Consider the following 18,104-nt stretch of genomic DNA (forward strand, 5'->3'; position numbering starts at 1 on the left):
CACGTAATGGCTCGTTCCGTTTGGAAGGGTCCTTTCGTGGACCTCCATCTCCTGAAGAAGGCCGAAGTGGCCCAGGATGCTGGCAATCGCGCAGGTCCGATCAAGACCTGGTCGCGTCGCTCGACCATCCTGCCGTCGTTCGTCGGTCTGACCTTCAACGTCTACAACGGTCGCAAGTTCGTTCCCGTCTCGGTGAACGAGGACATGGTCGGCATGAAGCTCGGTGAATTCGCGCCCACGCGCTACTTCCCCGGCCACGCTGCCGACAAGAAGGGTAAGCGCTGATGTCGAAGCCCGCATCCCCCCGCAAGGTCGGTGACAAGGAAGCGCTGTCGGTCGGCACGCAGATCCGTGGTTCGGCGCAGAAGCTGAACCTGGTTGCGGCGCTCATCCGCGGCAAGAAGGTCGGCGACGCGATGAACATCCTCGCCTTCTCGACGAAGGCGATGGCCGTCGACGCGCGCAAGATCCTGGCCTCCGCGATCGCCAATGCTGAGAACAACCACAACCTCGACGTCGACTCGCTCGTCGTCGCCGAGGCGTCGGTCGGCAAGTCGATCACCATGAAGCGTTTCGCGACGCGCGGCCGTGGCAAGTCCACCCGCATCCTGAAGCCGTTTTCGCGGCTCCGCATCGTCGTCCGCGAGCAGGAAGAAGCATAATGGGTCAGAAGAGCAATCCGATCGGCCTGCGTCTCCAGATCAACCGTACCTGGGACAGCCGCTGGTTCGCCGAAGGCCATGACTATGGCCGCCTGCTGCTGGAGGATCTGAAGATCCGCCAGTTCATCATGAAGACGCTGCCCCAGGCTGCGATCTCGAAGGTCGTCATCGAGCGTCCGGCCAAGCTGTGCCGCATCTCGATCTTCGCGGCGCGTCCGGGCGTGATCATCGGCAAGAAGGGCGCCGACATCGAAAAGCTTCGCAAGAAGCTGGGTTCGATGACCTCGTCCGACGTGTCGCTGAACATCGTCGAGATCCGCAAGCCCGAGATCGACGCCAAGCTCGTCGCCCAGGGCGTGGCCGACCAGCTGGAGCGCCGTATCGCGTTCCGCCGCGCCATGAAGCGTGCGGTGCAGTCCGCGCTCCGTCTGGGCGCCGAAGGCATCCGTATCACCTGCGGCGGCCGTCTGGGCGGCGCGGAAATCGCGCGTACCGAATGGTATCGTGAAGGCCGCGTTCCGCTGCACACGCTGCGTGCGAACGTCGACTATGCCGAAGCGCAAGCGCACACCGCTTATGGCGTGTGCGGCGTGAAGGTGTGGATCTTCAAGGGCGAGATCCTGGGCCATGACCCCATGGCGCAGGACCGGCTGATGATGGAGGCTCAGACCTCCGGCGTGCGCCCGGCGCGCGACGATCATCGCCGCTAAGGATCAAAGAACATGCTGCAACCAAAGCGCACCAAGTTCCGCAAGGCCTTCAAGGGCCGCATCCACGGCGATGCGAAGGGCGGCACCAGCCTGAACTTCGGTTCCTATGGCCTGAAGGCCATGGAGCCGGAGCGTATCACGGCTCGCCAGATCGAGGCGGCTCGCCGCGCGATCACCCGTCACATCAAGCGCCAGGGTCGTCTCTGGATTCGCATCTTCCCGGACGTTCCCGTCTCGTCGAAGCCTGCCGAAGTCCGCATGGGCTCGGGTAAGGGTTCGCCGGAATTCTGGGCCGCCCGCGTGAAGCCGGGTCGCATCCTGTTCGAACTCGACGGTGTCGACGGCCCGCTGGCCGCCGAGGCATTCGAGCGCGCGGCGATGAAGCTGCCCATCAAGACCAAGGTCGTTGCCCGTCTGGGCGACACCTCGCACCTCGGAGGCGAGTAATGGCCAAGACTGAATATACCGGCCAGAGCGACGACCAGCTCGTCGAGGCGCTGGGCAACCTGAAGCGTGAGCAGTTCAACCTGCGCTTCCAGGCGGCCACGAGCCAGCTCGAAAAGCCCAGCCGGGTCAAGGAAGTCCGTCGCGACATCGCGCGGATCAAGACCATCCAGGCGCAGCGCACCGCTGCGGCTGCCAAGTAAGGACCGAGACACATGCCGAAGCGCGTGCTGACCGGGGTGATTGTCTCGGACAAGACCGACAAGACGGTCGTCGTCAATGTGGAGCGGAAGGTTAAGCACCCCCTCTACGGCAAGATCATCCGTCGGTCGAAGAAGTACCACGCCCATGACGAGGCGAACGAGTACAAGGCCGGTGAGACGGTGCGGATCGAAGAGACCGCCCCGATCTCGAAGCTGAAGACCTGGAAGGTCGTCGAGCGGGTCGATACCCACATGACGCCGGAACGGGCCTCGGCCGAGGGCTGAACCCTTTGACTTCGGGCCCCGTCCCTCCGGATCGGAGGGGCGGGGTTCGGATTTGAAGGCGCCCTTCGGGGCAAAGAGCGGATTGGTCGAAAGCGGCGGGGCGACTCGCTTGCCTTTCGAGCCAGGAGTGGCTATGGGGCCTCTCCCCCTGGCGCGGACACCCGCGCCGGGGGTCGTTTTTTAAGGCGGGGTAGGGTCGGTATCCTCCCCCAGAAGAGAGAAGGAAGCGGATCCATGATCCAGATGCAGTCCAATCTCGACGTCGCTGACAACAGCGGCGCGAAGCGGGTGCAGTGCATCAAGGTGCTGGGCGGCTCGAAGCGCCGTACGGCATCGGTCGGCGACATCATCGTCGTCAGCGTCAAGGAAGCGCAGCCGCGTGGCCGCGTGAAGAAGGGCGACGTTCACCGCGCGGTGATCGTGCGTACCGCCAAGGACATCCGTCGCGCCGACGGTTCGGTGATCCGTTTCGACGGTAACGCCGCCGTGCTGGTCAACAAGAACGAGGAGCCGATCGGCACCCGTATCTTCGGCCCGGTCGTTCGTGAGCTTCGCGGTAAGAAGCACATGAAGATCATCTCGCTGGCGCCGGAGGTTTTGTAATGGCCGCTGCACGCATCAAGAAGGGTGACAAGGTCATCGTCCTGTCCGGCAAGGACAAGGGCAAGACCGGCACCGTGTCGCTGGCGATGCCGAAGGACGGCAAGGTCGTCGTGGACGGCGTCAACATCGCCACCCGTCACCGCAAGCCGACCCAGGCGAACCCGCAGGGTGGCCTGGAGCGCACCGCTGCTCCGCTGCACATCTCGAAGGTTGCGCACGTGACCGCCGATGGCAAGCCGACCCGCGTCCGTTTCGAGACGCAGGATGGCAAGAAGGTCCGCGTGGCCGTCAAGACCGGGGAGAAGATCGATGGCTGATTACAAGCCCCGCATGAAGGCTATCTATGATGATAGCATCGTCAAGGCGATGACCGACAAGTTCGGTTACAAGAACGTCAACGAGATCCCCCGGATCGAAAAGATCGTGCTCAACATGGGCGTGGGCGAAGCGACGCAGGACAAGAAGCGCGTCGACCAGGCCGCCTCCGAGATGGAGCTGATCGCGGGTCAGAAGCCCGTCATCACCAAGGCGAAGAAGTCGATCGCGCAGTTCAAGCTGCGTGAAGGCATGCCGATCGGTGTGAAGGTCACGCTGCGTCGCGAGCGCATGTACGAGTTCCTGGACCGCTTCATCACGATCGCGCTGCCGCGCGTTCGCGACTTCCGCGGCCTGAACCCGAAGTCCTTCGACGGTCGCGGCAACTATGCCTGCGGCATCAAGGAACAGATCATCTTCCCCGAAATCAACTATGACCGCATCGACAAGGTGCGCGGCATGGATGTGATCGTGACCACCTCGGCGAAGACCGACGACGAAGCGCGCGAGCTGCTCCGTCTGTTCGGCTTCCCGTTCCCCAAGGAAGACGCTGCCGACGAGAAGAAGGCGGCGTAACCGGACTGCCCCCTCTCCACGCCGGGGAGGGGGTCCTTACAGAAAGAGCTTAAGTCCATGGCGAAACTGAGTTCAATCAATAAGAACGAGAAGCGTCGCGCTCTCGTCAAGAAGTATGCGGGCAAGTACGCGAAGCTGAAGGCGATCGCGAACGACCAGAGCCTCGATGAGACCGAGCGTCTGATCGCGCGCCTCAAGATGGCCGAGATCCCCCGCAACGGCAATCCGACCCGTATCCGCAACCGTTGCGAGATCACCGGTCGCCCGCGTGCGTATTACCGCAAGTTCCGTCTCGCTCGCGTCATGCTGCGTGAACTGGCCAATAAGGGCCAGATCCCCGGCGTCACCAAGTCGAGCTGGTAAGGACCATTTGAGATGGCAGTGACCGATCCCCTGGGTGACTTGCTCACCCGCATCCGCAACGGCCAGCGCGCGCGCAAGGACTCCGTCCTGACGCCTGCGTCGAAGCTGCGCGTCCGCGTGCTCGACGTGCTTCAGCGCGAGGGCTACATCCGTGGCTACAGCGAAGAGCAGATGGGCCCCGCGGCCGGCATCCGCATCGAGCTGAAGTATTTCGAAGGCCAGCCCGCGATCAAGCATGTCGCGCGCGTGTCGAAGCCCGGCCGCCGTATCTATTCGGGCGCGCAGGACCTTCCCCGCGTTCGCAACGGCCTGGGCATCACCATCGTGTCGACGCCGCGTGGCGTTCTGTCGGACGCCGAAGCGCGTGAGCAGAACGTCGGTGGCGAAGTCCTGGCGGAGGTGTTCTGATGAGCCGCATCGGTAAGAAGGCGGTCCCGGTTCCGGCCGGCGTCACCGCGACCATCGCCGACAAGGTGCTGAGCGTGAAGGGTCCCAAGGGCACCCTCTCCATGCCGCTCGCCGACGAGATCACCTATGACGTCCAGGCGGACGCCATCGCGGTGCAGCCTGCCAACGCCACGAAGCGCGCGCGCGCGTTCTGGGGCATGCAGCGCACCATGGTGCAGAACCTCGTCACCGGCGTGACCGCAGGCTTCTCGAAGAAGCTGGTCATCACCGGCGTCGGCTACCGCGCCGCCGCGCAGGGCAAGACCCTGAAGCTGCAGCTCGGCTACAGCCACGACGTCAACATCGACGTGCCGGAAGGCCTCGAGGTGAAGACGCCGGACGCCACCACCGTCGAAATCAGCGGTGCGGACAAGCAGAAGGTCGGCCAGCTGGCCGCCGAGATCCGCCGCTGGCGCAAGCCGGAGCCGTATAAGGGCAAGGGCATCAAGTACGACGGCGAGTTCATCTTCCGCAAGGAAGGGAAGAAGAAGTAATGACCAAGGGTCTCTCTCTTTTCGAGAAGCGCCGTCGGCGCAACCGTACCACGCTGCGTGCGCGTGCGGGCACCCGTCCGCGCCTGTCGGTGCATCGCTCGGGCAAGCATATCTATGCCCAGGTGATCGACGACGAGGCAGGTCGTACCGTGGCTTCGGCCTCGACGCTGGAAAAGGACGCACGCGGCCAGTCGGGCGCGAACGTTGCAGCGGCGACCGAAGTCGGCAAGCGCGTGGCCGAAATGGCCAAGGCCGCCGGCGTCACGCAGGTCGTTTTCGACCGTGGCGGCTTCCTGTTCCACGGTCGCGTCAAGGCGCTGGCCGAGGCGGCACGCGAAGCGGGATTGGAGTTCTAATATGGCTGACGAGAACAACGTGGCCGTTGCCGGTGCCGAAGGCGCCGCGCAGGACGCGACCCAGGGTCGTGGTCCCCGGGGCGGCCGTGGCCGTGGTCCGGGCGGTGGTGACCGCGGCCGTGGCGGCCGTGACGGCAACCGTGGTCGTCGCGACGACCGTCGCGGTGGCACCGAGGAGCAGGGCGAAGAGCTGATCGAAAAGCTCGTCCACATCAACCGCGTCTCGAAGACCGTGAAGGGCGGTAAGCGTTTCGGCTTCGCCGCGCTCGTCGTGGTCGGCGACGGCAAGGGACGTGCGGGCTTCGGTCATGGCAAGGCGCGCGAAGTGCCGGAAGCCATCTCGAAGGCGACGGCTGCCGCCAAGAAGGCGATGGTCCGCGTTCCGCTGAAGGACGGTCGCACGCTGCATCATGATGGCAACGGCCATTTCGGTGCGGGCCGCGTGACGGTGCGTTCGGCCCCGCAGGGTACCGGCATCATCGCCGGTGGTCCGATGCGCGCCATCTTCGAATCGCTCGGCGTTGCCGACGTGGTGACGAAGTCGGTCGGTACGTCGAACCCGTACAACATGATCCGTGCCACCTTCGAAGCGCTGGGCGACCAGACTTCGCCGAAGGCGGTGGCGCAGCGTCGTGGCAAGAAGATCGCCGACCTGCTGGGTCGCGGTCACGGTGCCACCCAGCAGACTGCCGAGGCGGAAGCCGCGGCCGTCGTGGAGTAAGCGACCATGGCTACCATCAAGATCAAGCAGACCGGTTCGCCGATCCGCCGCACCAAGGACCAGCGCGCGACCCTCGTCGGCCTGGGCCTGAACAAGATGCACAAGGTCTCCGAGCTTCAGGACAGCCCTGAAGTCCGCGGCATGATCCGCAAGGTGCAGCACATGGTTCAGGTGGTGGACTGAGGCTTGTCGTAAGACAGACTCACATCCGTCACATTGAACAGTGACAAACACGGGTAAGGGGGCTATGCGGCCCCCTTCCTTTTATCCAGCGGCCGCGATTCTCAACGATCACGGCCATGCGCGAAACAAGCGAAAGCGAGTGCAAATCATGAAGCTGAACGAACTTTTCGACAACCAGGGTGCCCGCAAGTCCAAGATCCGCGTCGGTCGCGGTATCGGTTCGGGCAAGGGCAAGACCGGTGGTCGCGGCGTCAAGGGTCAGAAGAGCCGTGAGGGCGTGTCCATCGCGGGCTTCGAGGGCGGTCAGATGCCGCTCCACATGCGTCTGCCGAAGCGTGGCTTCAACAACATCTTCGCCAAGGACTATGCCGAGGTGAACCTGGGCGCGATCCAGAAGGCGATCGACTCGGGCAAGCTGAAGACCGACGGCACTATCGATCACGCCGCGCTGAAGGCCGCTGGCCTGGCGCGTGGCGGCAAGGACGGCGTGCGTCTGCTCGGCAAGGGCGAGCTGACCACCAAGCTGTCCTTCGTCGTGCAGGGCGTGTCGGCTTCGGCGCGTGAAGCGGTCGAGAAGGCCGGCGGTTCGGTCGACGTGCCGCACCTCGTGCCCGCCGCCGAGAAGGCCGCCGCGAAGAAGGGCCAGGCCCGCGCCGCGAAGCTCGCCGCCAAGGCCTGAACCGGATAGGATCCGCCGCTGTCGAACGGCTTTGCGCCGGGGTGACAGCGGCGGATTTTGCATCCGGGTTAGACAAGCGCGTCTTCGCGCCTATATGAGCGGCGGGGCGGTTCAAAACGCATCCCGCCGTTTTTCGTTTCCAGGATAACGCAACAGCTATGGCATCCGCAGCCGACCAGATGGCGCAAAGCATCAGCCTGGCGAAATTCGCCAAGGCCACCGACCTCAAGAAGCGGCTGTGGTTCACCATCGGCGCGCTGATCGTCTTCCGCCTGCTCAGCTATGTCCCGCTGCCGGGCGTCGACCCGACCGCGCTGGGCCTGCTGAGCCAGAAGACCACGGGCGGCGTGCTCGACTTCTTCAACACCTTCTCGGGCGGTTCGCTCAGCCGGATGTCGCTGATCGCGCTGGGCGTGATGCCGTACATCACGGCGTCGATCGTCGTGCAGCTCGCGACCTCGCTCAGCCCGCAGCTCGCCGCCATCAAGAAGGAAGGCGAGAGCGGCCGTAAGAAGCTGAACCAGTATACCCGCTACGGCACCGTGCTGCTGACCGCGATCCAGGGCTATTTCATCGCCGTGGGTCTCGAGACGCTGGGCGCCAGCCAGGGGATCCAGGCGGTGATCGAGCCGGGCATGACCTTCCGCATCGCGGCAGTCATCTCGCTGATCGGCGGTACGATGTTCCTGATGTGGCTGGGTGAGCAGATCACCAGCCGCGGCATCGGCAACGGCGTGTCGCTGATCATCATGGCCGGCATCGTCGCGCATCTGCCGACCACGCTGGTCAACCTGCTCGAAGGCGGCCGGACCGGCAGCATCGATCCGGTCCGCCTGATCGGCATCATCGTCGCGGTCGTCGTCCTGATCCTGTTCATCTGCTTCATGGAGCGCGCGCAGCGCCGCATCCTGATCCAGTATCCGAAGCGCGCAACGCAGCGGGGCATGCAGGCCGATCGCAGCCACCTGCCCCTGAAGATCAACACGGCGGGCGTGATCCCTCCGATCTTCGCCTCGTCGCTGCTGCTGATGCCGCTGACCATCTCGCAGTTCGCGGGCCAGCGCGTGGCGGGCGAGAGCCGCTGGGGCGACTTCATCATCAGCCTGAACCAGTATCTGCAGCACGGCAGCCCCGTGTACATGCTGCTCTACGGCGCGGGCATCATCTTCTTCTCGTTCTTCTACACCGCGGTTGTCTTCAACCCGGAAGAGACGGCGGACAATCTGAAGCGCTATGGCGGGTTCATCCCCGGCATCCGTCCGGGCAAGAACACCGAGACCTATCTCGACTATGTGCTGACCCGCATCACGGTGCTGGGCGCGGCCTATCTGACGATCATCTGTCTGCTGCCGGAATATCTGGTCTCCGCGCTCCAGATCCCCTTTTATCTGGGCGGCACCAGCCTGCTGATCGTCGTCAACGTGACGATGGACACAGTGACCCAGATCCAGAGCCACTTGCTGGCGCATCAATATGGCGATCTGATCAAGAAGGCGAAGCTGAAGGGCGGTCGCCTGCGCTGAGGCGTGGGCGGATTTCAGGGTAAAGAGGGGAGAGAGACGTGGGCGTGAACATCATCCTGCTGGGACCGCCGGGCGCGGGCAAGGGAACCCAGGCGCAGCGGCTGGTGGCCAATCGCGGCATGGTGCAGCTGTCGACCGGCGACATGCTGCGCGCGGCGGTCAAGGCGGGCACCCCCGTCGGCCTCCAGGCCAAGGCGGTGATGGACGCGGGCGAGCTGGTGTCGGACGCGATCGTCTCGGCGCTGATCGGCGAGCGGCTCGACGCGGCCGAGGCGGAAGGCGGCGCGATTTTCGACGGCTATCCCCGGACCGAGGCGCAGGCCGAGGCGCTGGACGTGCTCCTGGCCGAGCGCGGCAAGTCGCTGGACCATGTGATCGAACTGGCAGTGGACGAGGATGCATTGGTCGAGCGGATCACCGGCCGCTTCACCTGCGCGTCGTGCGGGGCGGGTTATCACGACAGCTTCAAGCCGACTCAGGTCGAGGGCGTCTGCGACGTCTGCGGTTCGACCGAGTTCAAGCGCCGCCCCGACGACAATGCCGAGACGGTGCGCACGCGCATGGCCGAATATCGCGCCAAGACCGCGCCGATCCTGCCGCTCTATGAGGCGCGCGGCATCGTGACGCGGGTCGACGGCATGGCGGCGATGGACGCGGTGGGGGCGGAGATCGACGCGATCCTCGATCGCTGATCCGAACCAGAATGTTTGAAGAGAGGCGTTCCCGAAAGGGAGCGCCTCTTTTTCCGTTCTGGGTGGGCGCGGAGCCGTACGCAAAGCCCCTCTCCCGGCAGGGGGAGGGGTTGGGGAGGGGCGAGGGCCACAAGCCGAATGCTCGGTGAGGCCCCGATGCCCTCCCCCATCCCCTCCCGCCTGCGGGAGGGGAGCGTTCCGAGGACAGGGCGGGCCCCAGGCTTTTGACGAATGTCGCGGCGTGGCCTTCGACTTCGTTCAGGCTGAACGGAGGGGGGAAGTGGTTCAATCGGCGGTGATAATGCCCTAGACCTGCCCCATGACCGCGCTGATCGCCGACTATTACCGCCACCTCACGGTCGACCTGCGCCGTTCCGACCATACGGTGCGCGCCTATGTCGCGACGGCGGAACGGCTCTGCGGTTTCTTGTCGACCCATTGGGGCGAGGCCGTCGACGGGCCTGCGCTGTCCCGCGTGACCGCCGCCGACCTGCGCGCCTTTCTGGCCGCGCGCCGGGGTGAGGGGCTGACCGCCGCCTCCACCGCGCGGGAATTGTCGGCGGTGCGAACCTTCCTCCACTGGACCGGCGTCGAGCCGCCCCCGCTGAAAGGCCCCCGCCGCAAGCGAAGCCTGCCGCGCCCCCAGTCTCCTGCCGACATCATGGCCCTGGGCGAGGACATGGCCGAGAATGCCGCCGCGCCATGGATCGCGGCACGCGACTGGGCGGTCCTGCTGCTGCTGTACGGCGCAGGGCTGCGCATCGGCGAGGCGATGGCGCTGACCGCCGATATCCTCCCCCTGGGCGAGACGATCCGCGTGCTGGGCAAGCGCGGCAAGACCCGGATCGTGCCGCTGCTCCCCGAATTGCGCAGCGCGATCGAGGACTATGCCCGCCAGTCGCCTTATCCGTTGATTCCGGGTGAGCCGCTGTTCCGGGGTGCCAAGGGCGGGCCGCTATCGCCCGCGATCATCCGCCGATCGGTGCAGGGTGCGCGTGAGCGATTGGGCCTGGGCGGGCGGACGACGCCCCATGCGCTGCGCCACAGCTTTGCCACGCATCTGTTGGGGCGCGGTGCGGATTTGCGGCAGCTTCAGGAATTGCTGGGCCATGCCAGTCTCAGCTCGACGCAAATCTATACCGCGGTCGACGCCGCGCATCTGCTCGACATCTACCGCACTGCGCATCCGCGTGCTTAGCGCTTGACCGCTTTGGGGCATGACCTGATAGTTTTCAGGCCATCGGATGTTGGAGTGGTTCCATGCCATTGGGCCCGACCTGCCCTTGTTGCCATGCCAGAGTGCCGTTCCGGCGAACGCAGATAGGCGTGGGAAAGGCCTTTATCTGCCGGAACTGTGGCACCCCGTTGGTGATGTCGCGATGGCAATCCTTCCTGATCGTCTTTCCCATCATTGCCGTTTACATGATCGTACGGCCGGCCCTGCGGTCCATGAACCTGGCATTCTGGCTCTTGTCGCTGGTCATGGTGGCCGCCGTGGCTGGCATGAGTTGGCTTTTCATGAAGCCCCAACCTGTCGAGAGCGACAAGGCGTAGGCGGGCTAGGCGTCCGGCCTAGCGTTCCCCGCGTGGCTTCCAGGTGAAGACGCGCCAGAGATAACCGCCGACCATCAGCACGGTCATTGCGATGGCCGCGGGGCCGACATAGCGGTTGATCGCCTCGAAATTGGCACCCAGCCACAGGCCCGCATAGGCGAGGATCGCGTTCCAGATCGTGCTGCCCGCAAAGGTCCAGATCAGGAACTTGGCCAGCGGCATCCGCGTGATCCCGGCGGGCAGCGAGATCATCGTGCGGAAGGCGGGCATGAAGCGGAACACGAATACCACCCATCCGCCATGCCGTACGAAGAACAGGTGCAACCGCTCGACGTCGCGCCACTCCATCGTCAGCCAGCGGCCATATTTGTCGACGAAGGGGCGGAACCGTTCATAGCCGATATAGCGGCCGACCGCGTACCAGGCGTAATTGCCGATCGTGGTCCCGGCCGTACCCCACAGGATCAGCGGGATCATCGCCATGTCGCCGCGCGCGACCGCCATGCCGCCCAGGCCCATAATGACCTCGGACGGGATGGGCGGCACGATATTTTCCAGCGCCATCAGCAGGAAAATACCGAAATAGCCGCCCCAGGCGATGAGGTTGAGGATGAAATCGGTCATGGGTGAAGGGATGTACCGATGAAGGGAAGGGCGGTTCCCCTAGGATGGATCGGCATGAGTTTAAAAGGTCTTCTATCCCTCCCCTGGAAGGGGAGGTGGCAGGCCGCAGGCCTGACGGAGGGGTGTCGTGCTATCGAGAGGGAGTGGCAGGTCGGATTGCCCCCGGCAATTCTCGAACCCGCTCGGCGGGTTCGACCTGTCACTCCCCTCCGACGCGCTTCGCGCGCCACCTCCCCTGCAAGGGGAGGAATGGAAGAGACTTGAGGCCTCTGTTCTGCGACACTTGACGACGGGGGCGGCTTGCGCGAACCCGACGCGATGGCCGACACCCCGCAAAAATCACCTGAAACGTCGCCGGAGAAGTCGGAGACGAAGGACACGTTGCGCTTCTTCCTGAAGCTGGCGCTGTTCGTCTTCATCCTGCGCAGCCTGATCGTCACGTCCTTCGTGATCCCGTCGGAATCGATGCTGCCGCGTCTGCTGATCGGCGACTATCTGTTCGTGACCAAGTGGAATTACGGCTATTCGCGCTGGTCCTTCCCCTTCGGCTTGCCGCTGCTGCCCGGCCGTATCCTGGGGCGCGACCCGGCACGTGGCGATGTGGTGGTGTTTCGCTCGCCCGAGCCGGACGACCATGACGTCATCAAGCGGGTGATCGGCCTGCCCGGCGACACGATCCAGGTGCGTGAGGGGCAGGTGTTCCTGAACGGCCGCGCCATCCCGAAGCAGCGGATCGCCGACTTCATCCTGCCGCTGACCCCCAATTTCGATGCGAACAAGTGCGGACCGTTCCTCGACACCGTCTCCGGCCAGCCGGTGTGCCGCTATCCCCGCTTCCGTGAGACGCTGCCGAACGGCAAGAGCTATGACGTGCTCGACCAGGGCAATTTCCCCGAGGCCGATGATACCGGCGTCTATACCGTGCCCGCCGATCACGTATTCCTGATGGGCGACAATCGCGACGACTCGGCGGACAGCCGCTTTGCCCCGCCGCGCGGCATGGGCATGATCCCGATGAACCGGCTGGAGGGCCGCGCCGCCGTCACCTTCTTCTCGACCGACGGCTCGGCCGAATGGATCAAGCCCTGGACCTGGGTGTCGGCCGCGCGCTGGAACCGGATCGGAGAAGGGTTTTGAGCGCCGTCGATGACTGGCTCGCCGGAATCCTGGGTCGCGTGCCGAGCGATGCGACTCCCTTCCACCGCGCGCTGACCCATGGCAGCCAAGCCGCCGAAAATTACGAGCGGCTGGAGTTTCTGGGCGACCGGGTGCTGGGCCTGATCATGGCCGAATGGCTGTGGGAGCAATTCCCCACCGAGCCCGAGGGGCAGCTGTCGCGCCGCCTCAACTCGCTGGTCACGGGCGCGGTCTGCGCCGATGTGGCACGCGACCTGGGCGTGCGCGAGCATCTGCGGCTGGGCAAGCAGGCGCGCGACGACGGCGCGTCGGACAGCGACAATGTGCTGGGCGACGTGATGGAGGCACTGATCGGTGCCTGGTATCGCGAGGCGGGGCTGGAAGCGGCGCGCACCTTCATCCGCAAGGCGTGGGGCGACCGGGTGCATTCGCAGGGGAAAGCCCCGCAGCATCCGAAGTCGGCGCTTCAGGAATGGGCGGCCGCGCATAATCGCAAGGCGCCGGAATATGTGGTGGTGGACCGTTCGGGCCCGCATCATGCACCGCGCTTCACGGTGGCGGTGCGGATCGGCCGCACGGCGGAAGTGACGGCGACGGGGGCCAACAAGCAGGAAGCCGAGACGGCGGCAGCCAAGGCGATGCTGGCGAAGTTGAAGGCTTGAGGGATTCCCTTGGGCTTCGACCTCGCCCAGTCACCGGAGTCACCGCCCCTTGGCGGCCGCCGCTTCCTTCTTGGCCTGGACCTTGGCGCGGTGATGGCCGATCGCGCAGCCTGCGGCCGCACCGAGCACCGCATGGCCCTTGCCGACGAAATGCCCGCCGACGCCGCCCACGGCCGCTCCCTTCAGGCAACCCTTGGCCGAGGCGGGGCCCGCGACGGTCAACAGCGCCGCGGCCGACAGGGCGGTGAGAAGGGTCTTCATAACGTCTCTCCTTGCACGCGAAATCGTGGCCGGAAAAATGCGCGCGAAGCCGTGGCCGTTCCGTGATCCGACCATTACATTCCGTCCATGTGGGCGGACCGTTGCGGGAAGGGGGCGGGACCTGTACCGCTGGCGGTCATGACTGAACAACGTTGCGGCCTCGTGGCCGTCGTCGGCGCGCCCAATGCCGGCAAATCCACCCTCGTCAATGCCCTGGTCGGCCAGAAGGTCGCGATCGTCAGCCCCAAGGCGCAGACGACTCGGGCCAAGCTGCTCGGCGTCGCGATCGAGGGGGATGCCCAGATCCTGCTGGTCGACACGCCCGGTATCTTCGAGCCCAAGCGCCGCCTGGACCGCGCGATGGTCGCCGCCGCCTGGGAAGGCGCGGAGGGCGCCGACATCCTGGCACTGGTCGTCGACGGCAAAGGCGGCATCGGCCCCAAGATCCACGCCATCGCCGAGTCGATCGCCCACCGGCCCGAGCCGAAGCACCTGATCCTCAACAAGGTCGACATCGCCGACAAGGCGCGGCTGCTGACCCATGCGGAAAAGTTGAACGAGGTCGTGAAGTTCGACGAAACCTGGTTCATCTCGGCGCAGACGGGGGATGGCTTGCCCCAGCTCAAGACCCGGCTGGCCTCGCTCATGCCGGAGGGGCCATGGCATTATCCCGAGGACCAGGTGTCCGACGCCACCGAGCGGGCCTTGGCGGCCGAGGTGACGCGCGAGCAGCTCTATCTCCAGCTTCACGCCGAATTGCCGTACGCCAGCGCGGTCGAGACCGAGGCGTATAAGGAGCGCGAGGACGGATCGGTCGAGATTCACCAGCAGATCCTGGTCGAACGCCCGACCCAGCGCGCCATCGTGCTGGGCAAGAACGGCGTGCGGATCAAGGAGATCGGCGCACGGTCGCGCGCGCAGTTGTCCGAGCTGCTGGGGCAGAAGGTACACCTTTACCTGCATGTGAAGGTCAAGCCGGGCTGGGACGAGGATCGTTCGGTCTACAAGGATATCGGGTTGGATTGGGTGGATTGATTTTTGGGGTGGGGGCTCGGTGAGACATCGGTGCCCTCCCCCATCCCCTCCCGCTTGCGGGAGGGGCGTGCCAAGCGTCACCTACATGCGCTTCAACAAATCCTAAGTTCGTGGTTTACGCTTAACGTTCGCCAAACAACGCACCCCTCCCGCAAGCGAGTTTCAGGTCGGTCATGCCCCCGGCATGACCTAAACGATGCGGGGCATCGTTTACCTGAAACTGGGATGGGGGAGGGCAGGGGGCTAGGCCACCCCTTCACCCAACCGCCCCAAAGCCCATTTCGCCGCCTCTACCACCACCGGATCGCCGTCCCCAAGCAACCCCCGCAACATCGGCACCAGCTCCGCCGCCCCGCTATTCCCCGCCGCGATGGCGGCATTACGCACCATCCGGTTGCGCCCGATCCGCTTGATCGGCGAGCCTGAAAATACCTGCCGGAACTCGGCATCGTCCAGCGACAGCAAATCCCCCAGCTCCGGCGCGGCCAGCTCGGCGCGGGGATGGAACGCCATGTTCGTCTGCGCCGCCGCCGCGAACTTGTTCCACGGGCACACCGCCAGACAATCGTCGCAGCCATAGATGCGGTTGCCCATCGCCACCCGGAATTCCTCCGGGATCGGCCCGGCATGTTCGATCGTCAGATAGGAAATGCATCGCCGCGCATCGAGCTGGTACGGTGCCGGAAACGCGTCGGTGGGACAGGCCCGCTGACACGCGTCGCAGCGCCCGCACGTGTCGCGCGCCACCGCATCGGGCTCCAGTGCCAGCGTGGTGTAGATCGCCCCCAGGAACAGCCAGCTGCCATGATCGCGGCTGACCAGATTGGTGTGCTTGCCTTGCCAGCCCAGCCCGGCCGCTTCGGCCAGCGGCTTTTCCATCACCGGGGCGGTGTCGACGAAGACCTTCAGGTCGCACGCCGCCTCCTGCGCCAGCCAGCGGCCCAGCGCCTTTAACTGGCGCTTCACGACATCGTGATAGTCCGCCCCCTGCGCATAGACCGAAATGCGTCCGATCCGCCCCTGATCCGCCAGCCGCATCGGGTCTTCGGCGGGGGCATAGCTGACGCCGAGCGAGATGATGCTCCTCACCTCGGGCCACAGGCTGGCGGGGCTCTGCCGCTGATGCGCGCGGTCGGCCATCCAGATCATCGATCCGTGGCGTCCCTCGGCGAGCCACTGGTGCAGCCGCTCGGCCGTCTTGGGTGCGGCATCGGCATGGGTGATGCCGATCGCGGCAAAGCCCAGTTCGGCCGCCTTTGCCTTGATCCGGGTTTCCAGCTTGTCTTGCGCCACATACGCCCGCTACCACAGGCGATCAGGGAGGGACAATCAGCGTGGATAATCAGTGGGCGGTCACCGCCTCGGGCCTTGCCAAGCGGTTCGGCGACCGGCGGGTCGTCGATGGCGTCGACATCGCCGTACCGACGGGGGCGGTGTACGGCGTGCTCGGCCCCAATGGCGCGGGCAAGACGACGACGCTGCGCATGCTGCTGGGCATTATCGAACCCGATGAGGGACAACGCAGCCTGCTCGGCCATGCCCATCCGCGCGATGCCAGCGATCTGGTCGGCTATCTGCCCGAGGAGCGCGGGCTCTATCCTGCGATGAAGGCGCGCGATGCGATCGTCTTCATGGGCGCTTTGCGCGGGCTGGACCGCGCGACCGGGCGGGTGCGGGCGGACGAACTGCTCGAACAGGCCGGGCTCGGCCATGCCGCCGACAGCAAGATCCGCAAATTGTCCAAAGGTATGGCGCAGCTCGTCCAGCTGCTCGGCTCGGTCGTCCACCGCCCGAAGCTGCTGGTGCTGGACGAACCCTTTTCGGGGCTGGATCCGGTCAACCAGGAACGGCTGGAGGCGCTGATCCTCGGCGAGCGTGACCGGGGGGCTACCATCCTGTTCTCCACCCATGTCATGGCCCATGCCGAGCGGCTGTGCGACCGGCTGGCGATCATCGCCGGGGGACGCCGCCGGTTCGAGGGGACGGTGGACGATGCGCGGGGCACGCTGACCGCCCAAGTGCGCTATCGTCCGCGCGACCCGCAGCGGGTGCTGCCCAAACTGCTGCCCGCCGATGCGGTGCGCGAAGGCGCGGACTGGCGCTTCCCGATGCCCGAGCAGGGAATAGAGCCGATACTGGGCCGCCTGCTGACGGCGGGGGCGGGCATATTGAACCTGTCGATCGAGCGGCCCAGCCTTCACGAAGCCTTTGTCCGCATCGTCGGCGAACAGGAGATGGCGGCATGAGCCAGACCCGCCGATTGATCCGCCAGACGATGACGATCGCGCGCCGCGATTTCATCGCCACCGTCTTCACCCCCATCTTCCTGCTGTTCCTGTTCGCGCCGCTGATCATGGTGGCGTTCAGCACCATCGGTGCCCTGGGCGCGGCACAGGCGGCGGACCATGGCGCCGACCGGGTGCGGATCGTCGCGATCGTGTCCGATGCGACGGCCACCGCCTTTGCCGCCGCCGACCGCCAGTCGCGCACGATCTTCCGCCGGGACGAGGAGCCGCCCGAGCTGGTGACGCTGCCCCCCGCACGCGATCCGGCCGCGCAGGCGCGCGCCGCGTTCGAGTCGCCCGACTATGACGCGACCGCCGTGCTCTATGGCCCGCTCGACCGGCCCACCATCCTCTACGGCGCACGTGGGCAGCGGGCGGCGGATTATCTGGCGGTGCTGGCGACCGGCGCGCTCTCGGCCGAACGGCTGGGCGGCGAACTGCCCAAGGTCACGCCGCGCAAGCTGGCCTTCTCGCGCCAGCGCGCAACGCTGGGCGGACAGAATCAGACGGCGTCGCTGGCGGTCTTCGGCGTGTTCTTCCTGACCCTGTTCCTGGCGGGACAGGTCGTCGGCACCATGGCCGAGGAGCGTTCGAACAAGGTGATCGAGGTGCTCGCCGCCGCCGTGCCGCTGGAGGCGGTGTTCCTGGGCAAGCTGCTGGGTATGTTCGGGGTGGCGGTGCTGTTCATCGGCTTCTGGGGCACGGTGCTGGGCCAGGTGGCGAGCCTGTTGCCACCCGCCTTTGCCGGGATGGTCGGCGAATTGTCGCCTGCCGTGGGCCTGCCGATATTCGTCATGCTGTTCGTCGCCTATTTCACCATGGCCTATCTGCTGCTCGGCTCGGTGTTCCTCACGATCGGGGCACAGGCCTCGACCATGCGCGAGATCCAGATGCTCTCGCTGCCGATCACCATCATCCAGGTCGGCATGTTCACCCTGACGCTGAGCGGGCTGTCGCAGCCGGGCAGCTGGCTGGCGCTGGTGGCCGAGGTGTTTCCGCTCTCCTCGCCCTTTGCGATGGCGGGCGTGGCGGCGGCGAGCGATGCGCTGTGGCCGCATGCGGTGGCACTGGCGTGGCAGGCCTTGTGGGTGGCGCTGTTCGTGACGCTGGGCGCGCGGCTTTTCCGGCGCGGCGTCCTGCAATCGGGCAGCACGCGACCCTTCTGGCGGCGCAAGGGGGCGTAAGATTTTTCCTCCCCTGTAAGGGGAGGTGGCAGAGCGAAGCTCTGACGGAGGGGTGTCCACACCAGCGGTGACACCCCTCCACCATCCTTCGGATGGTCCCCCTCCC

Annotated in this window: 28 protein-coding genes; 25 read left to right on the top strand and 3 right to left on the bottom strand. The window is 65.6% G+C overall.

What is annotated here, in order from left to right; all coding sequences use genetic code 11:
• The first annotated feature begins 6 nt into the window (after positions 1-6).
• The 20 genes from rpsS to ACWKSV_RS16110 all read left to right on the top strand — a co-directional run bounded on the left by rpsS (position 7) and on the right by ACWKSV_RS16110 (position 10,810).
• Positions 7-285 (top strand): 30S ribosomal protein S19, encoded by a 279-nt coding sequence (rpsS, locus tag ACWKSV_RS16015; RefSeq protein ID WP_037569384.1) that lies wholly within the window; start codon positions 7-9, stop codon positions 283-285.
• A complete protein-coding gene (gene rplV / locus ACWKSV_RS16020; RefSeq protein WP_042491177.1) occupies positions 285-662 on the top strand; it encodes a 50S ribosomal protein L22 in 378 nt (125 codons plus the stop codon). Before rpsS ends, rplV begins: the two co-directional genes overlap by 1 nt.
• Positions 662-1,372 carry a 30S ribosomal protein S3 gene (gene rpsC, locus ACWKSV_RS16025; RefSeq protein WP_056430744.1) on the top strand — a complete coding sequence of 237 codons (711 nt, stop codon included), beginning with the start codon at positions 662-664 and terminating at the stop codon, positions 1,370-1,372. The genes rplV and rpsC overlap by 1 nt, the downstream gene beginning before the upstream one ends.
• Positions 1,373-1,384: 12 nt before the next feature.
• Positions 1,385-1,819, top strand: coding sequence for a 50S ribosomal protein L16 (gene rplP / locus ACWKSV_RS16030; protein WP_007406071.1), 435 nt, complete (start codon positions 1,385-1,387; stop codon positions 1,817-1,819).
• Positions 1,819-2,019, top strand: a complete 201-nt coding sequence (rpmC, locus tag ACWKSV_RS16035; RefSeq protein ID WP_007406063.1) for a 50S ribosomal protein L29 — start codon at positions 1,819-1,821, stop codon at positions 2,017-2,019. The genes rplP and rpmC overlap by 1 nt, the downstream gene beginning before the upstream one ends.
• 12 nt (positions 2,020-2,031) lie before the next feature.
• The gene (gene rpsQ / locus ACWKSV_RS16040; RefSeq protein WP_056430742.1) at positions 2,032-2,304 is read left to right on the top strand and encodes a 30S ribosomal protein S17; all 273 of its coding nucleotides are present in this window, start codon (positions 2,032-2,034) and stop codon (positions 2,302-2,304) included.
• A gap of 234 nt (positions 2,305-2,538) precedes the next feature.
• The gene (rplN, locus tag ACWKSV_RS16045; protein ID WP_007406105.1) at positions 2,539-2,907 is read left to right on the top strand and encodes a 50S ribosomal protein L14; all 369 of its coding nucleotides are present in this window, start codon (positions 2,539-2,541) and stop codon (positions 2,905-2,907) included.
• Positions 2,907-3,224 (top strand): 50S ribosomal protein L24, encoded by a 318-nt coding sequence (rplX, locus tag ACWKSV_RS16050; RefSeq protein WP_007406132.1) that lies wholly within the window; start codon positions 2,907-2,909, stop codon positions 3,222-3,224. Before rplN ends, rplX begins: the two co-directional genes overlap by 1 nt.
• Positions 3,217-3,798 carry a 50S ribosomal protein L5 gene (gene rplE / locus ACWKSV_RS16055; protein WP_042491169.1) on the top strand — a complete coding sequence of 194 codons (582 nt, stop codon included), beginning with the start codon at positions 3,217-3,219 and terminating at the stop codon, positions 3,796-3,798. The genes rplX and rplE overlap by 8 nt, the downstream gene beginning before the upstream one ends.
• 57 nt (positions 3,799-3,855) lie before the next feature.
• Positions 3,856-4,161: a 30S ribosomal protein S14 gene (rpsN, locus tag ACWKSV_RS16060; RefSeq protein WP_042491166.1), complete on the top strand. Its 306-nt coding sequence runs from the start codon at positions 3,856-3,858 to the stop codon at positions 4,159-4,161.
• 12 nt (positions 4,162-4,173) lie between these two features.
• Positions 4,174-4,569, top strand: a complete 396-nt coding sequence (gene rpsH, locus ACWKSV_RS16065; protein WP_042491163.1) for a 30S ribosomal protein S8 — start codon at positions 4,174-4,176, stop codon at positions 4,567-4,569.
• Positions 4,569-5,102, top strand: a complete 534-nt coding sequence (gene rplF, locus ACWKSV_RS16070) for a 50S ribosomal protein L6 (protein ID WP_042491159.1) — start codon at positions 4,569-4,571, stop codon at positions 5,100-5,102. Before rpsH ends, rplF begins: the two co-directional genes overlap by 1 nt.
• Positions 5,102-5,458: a 50S ribosomal protein L18 gene (gene rplR / locus ACWKSV_RS16075; RefSeq protein ID WP_076714915.1), complete on the top strand. Its 357-nt coding sequence runs from the start codon at positions 5,102-5,104 to the stop codon at positions 5,456-5,458. Before rplF ends, rplR begins: the two co-directional genes overlap by 1 nt.
• 1 nt (position 5,459) lies before the next feature.
• The gene (gene rpsE, locus ACWKSV_RS16080) at positions 5,460-6,179 is read left to right on the top strand and encodes a 30S ribosomal protein S5 (protein ID WP_076714917.1); all 720 of its coding nucleotides are present in this window, start codon (positions 5,460-5,462) and stop codon (positions 6,177-6,179) included.
• A gap of 6 nt (positions 6,180-6,185) precedes the next feature.
• Positions 6,186-6,362, top strand: a complete 177-nt coding sequence (rpmD, locus tag ACWKSV_RS16085; protein WP_042491154.1) for a 50S ribosomal protein L30 — start codon at positions 6,186-6,188, stop codon at positions 6,360-6,362.
• Positions 6,363-6,510: 148 nt separating this feature from the next.
• A complete protein-coding gene (gene rplO, locus ACWKSV_RS16090; protein WP_056430736.1) occupies positions 6,511-7,041 on the top strand; it encodes a 50S ribosomal protein L15 in 531 nt (176 codons plus the stop codon).
• 158 nt (positions 7,042-7,199) lie between these two features.
• A complete protein-coding gene (gene secY / locus ACWKSV_RS16095) occupies positions 7,200-8,564 on the top strand; it encodes a preprotein translocase subunit SecY (RefSeq protein WP_056430733.1) in 1,365 nt (454 codons plus the stop codon).
• Between the two features lie 44 nt (positions 8,565-8,608).
• The gene (locus ACWKSV_RS16100; RefSeq protein ID WP_058746484.1) at positions 8,609-9,256 is read left to right on the top strand and encodes an adenylate kinase; all 648 of its coding nucleotides are present in this window, start codon (positions 8,609-8,611) and stop codon (positions 9,254-9,256) included.
• A 319-nt stretch (positions 9,257-9,575) separates the two neighbouring features.
• Positions 9,576-10,454 carry a tyrosine recombinase XerC gene (locus tag ACWKSV_RS16105; RefSeq protein ID WP_076714918.1) on the top strand — a complete coding sequence of 293 codons (879 nt, stop codon included), beginning with the start codon at positions 9,576-9,578 and terminating at the stop codon, positions 10,452-10,454.
• A gap of 128 nt (positions 10,455-10,582) precedes the next feature.
• Positions 10,583-10,810 (top strand): hypothetical protein, encoded by a 228-nt coding sequence (locus ACWKSV_RS16110; RefSeq protein WP_156884174.1) that lies wholly within the window; start codon positions 10,583-10,585, stop codon positions 10,808-10,810.
• A gap of 18 nt (positions 10,811-10,828) precedes the next feature.
• On the opposite strand, the gene ACWKSV_RS16115 is transcribed toward ACWKSV_RS16110, so the two are convergent.
• Positions 10,829-11,434, bottom strand: a complete 606-nt coding sequence (locus ACWKSV_RS16115) for a DedA family protein (RefSeq protein ID WP_056430728.1) — start codon at positions 11,432-11,434, stop codon at positions 10,829-10,831.
• A gap of 318 nt (positions 11,435-11,752) precedes the next feature.
• Here ACWKSV_RS16115 and lepB point away from each other — a divergent pair, with 318 nt between their 5' ends.
• Together lepB and rnc are read left to right on the top strand one after the other, a co-directional pair.
• Positions 11,753-12,571, top strand: coding sequence for a signal peptidase I (gene lepB, locus ACWKSV_RS16120; RefSeq protein ID WP_076717900.1), 819 nt, complete (start codon positions 11,753-11,755; stop codon positions 12,569-12,571).
• Positions 12,526-13,233 carry a ribonuclease III gene (gene rnc / locus ACWKSV_RS16125; RefSeq protein ID WP_237243591.1) on the top strand — a complete coding sequence of 236 codons (708 nt, stop codon included), beginning with the start codon at positions 12,526-12,528 and terminating at the stop codon, positions 13,231-13,233. The genes lepB and rnc overlap by 46 nt, the downstream gene beginning before the upstream one ends.
• Before the next feature lie 39 nt (positions 13,234-13,272).
• Here rnc and ACWKSV_RS16130 read toward each other — a convergent pair whose 3' ends face one another.
• Entirely contained in the window at positions 13,273-13,494 is a 222-nt protein-coding gene (locus tag ACWKSV_RS16130; RefSeq protein ID WP_056430721.1) for a hypothetical protein, read from the bottom strand.
• A gap of 138 nt (positions 13,495-13,632) precedes the next feature.
• On the opposite strand from ACWKSV_RS16130, the gene era reads away from it, so the two are divergent.
• Complete coding sequence (gene era / locus ACWKSV_RS16135; RefSeq protein ID WP_076714924.1) at positions 13,633-14,529, top strand: GTPase Era; 897 nt, start codon at positions 13,633-13,635, stop codon at positions 14,527-14,529.
• 243 nt (positions 14,530-14,772) lie between these two features.
• Here era and queG read toward each other — a convergent pair whose 3' ends face one another.
• On the bottom strand, positions 14,773-15,822 hold the full coding sequence (gene queG / locus ACWKSV_RS16140) for a tRNA epoxyqueuosine(34) reductase QueG (protein ID WP_076714926.1): 1,050 nt from the start codon (positions 15,820-15,822) through the stop codon (positions 14,773-14,775).
• Between the two features lie 41 nt (positions 15,823-15,863).
• Here queG and ACWKSV_RS16145 point away from each other — a divergent pair, with 41 nt between their 5' ends.
• Positions 15,864-16,775: an ABC transporter ATP-binding protein gene (locus tag ACWKSV_RS16145; RefSeq protein ID WP_483666819.1), complete on the top strand. Its 912-nt coding sequence runs from the start codon at positions 15,864-15,866 to the stop codon at positions 16,773-16,775.
• Entirely contained in the window at positions 16,772-17,998 is a 1,227-nt protein-coding gene (locus ACWKSV_RS16150; protein WP_076714930.1) for an ABC transporter permease, read from the top strand. The genes ACWKSV_RS16145 and ACWKSV_RS16150 overlap by 4 nt, the downstream gene beginning before the upstream one ends.
• Positions 17,999-18,104 lie beyond the last annotated feature (106 nt).

This window comes from Sphingomonas sp. SphC10 (genome assembly GCF_057004845.1).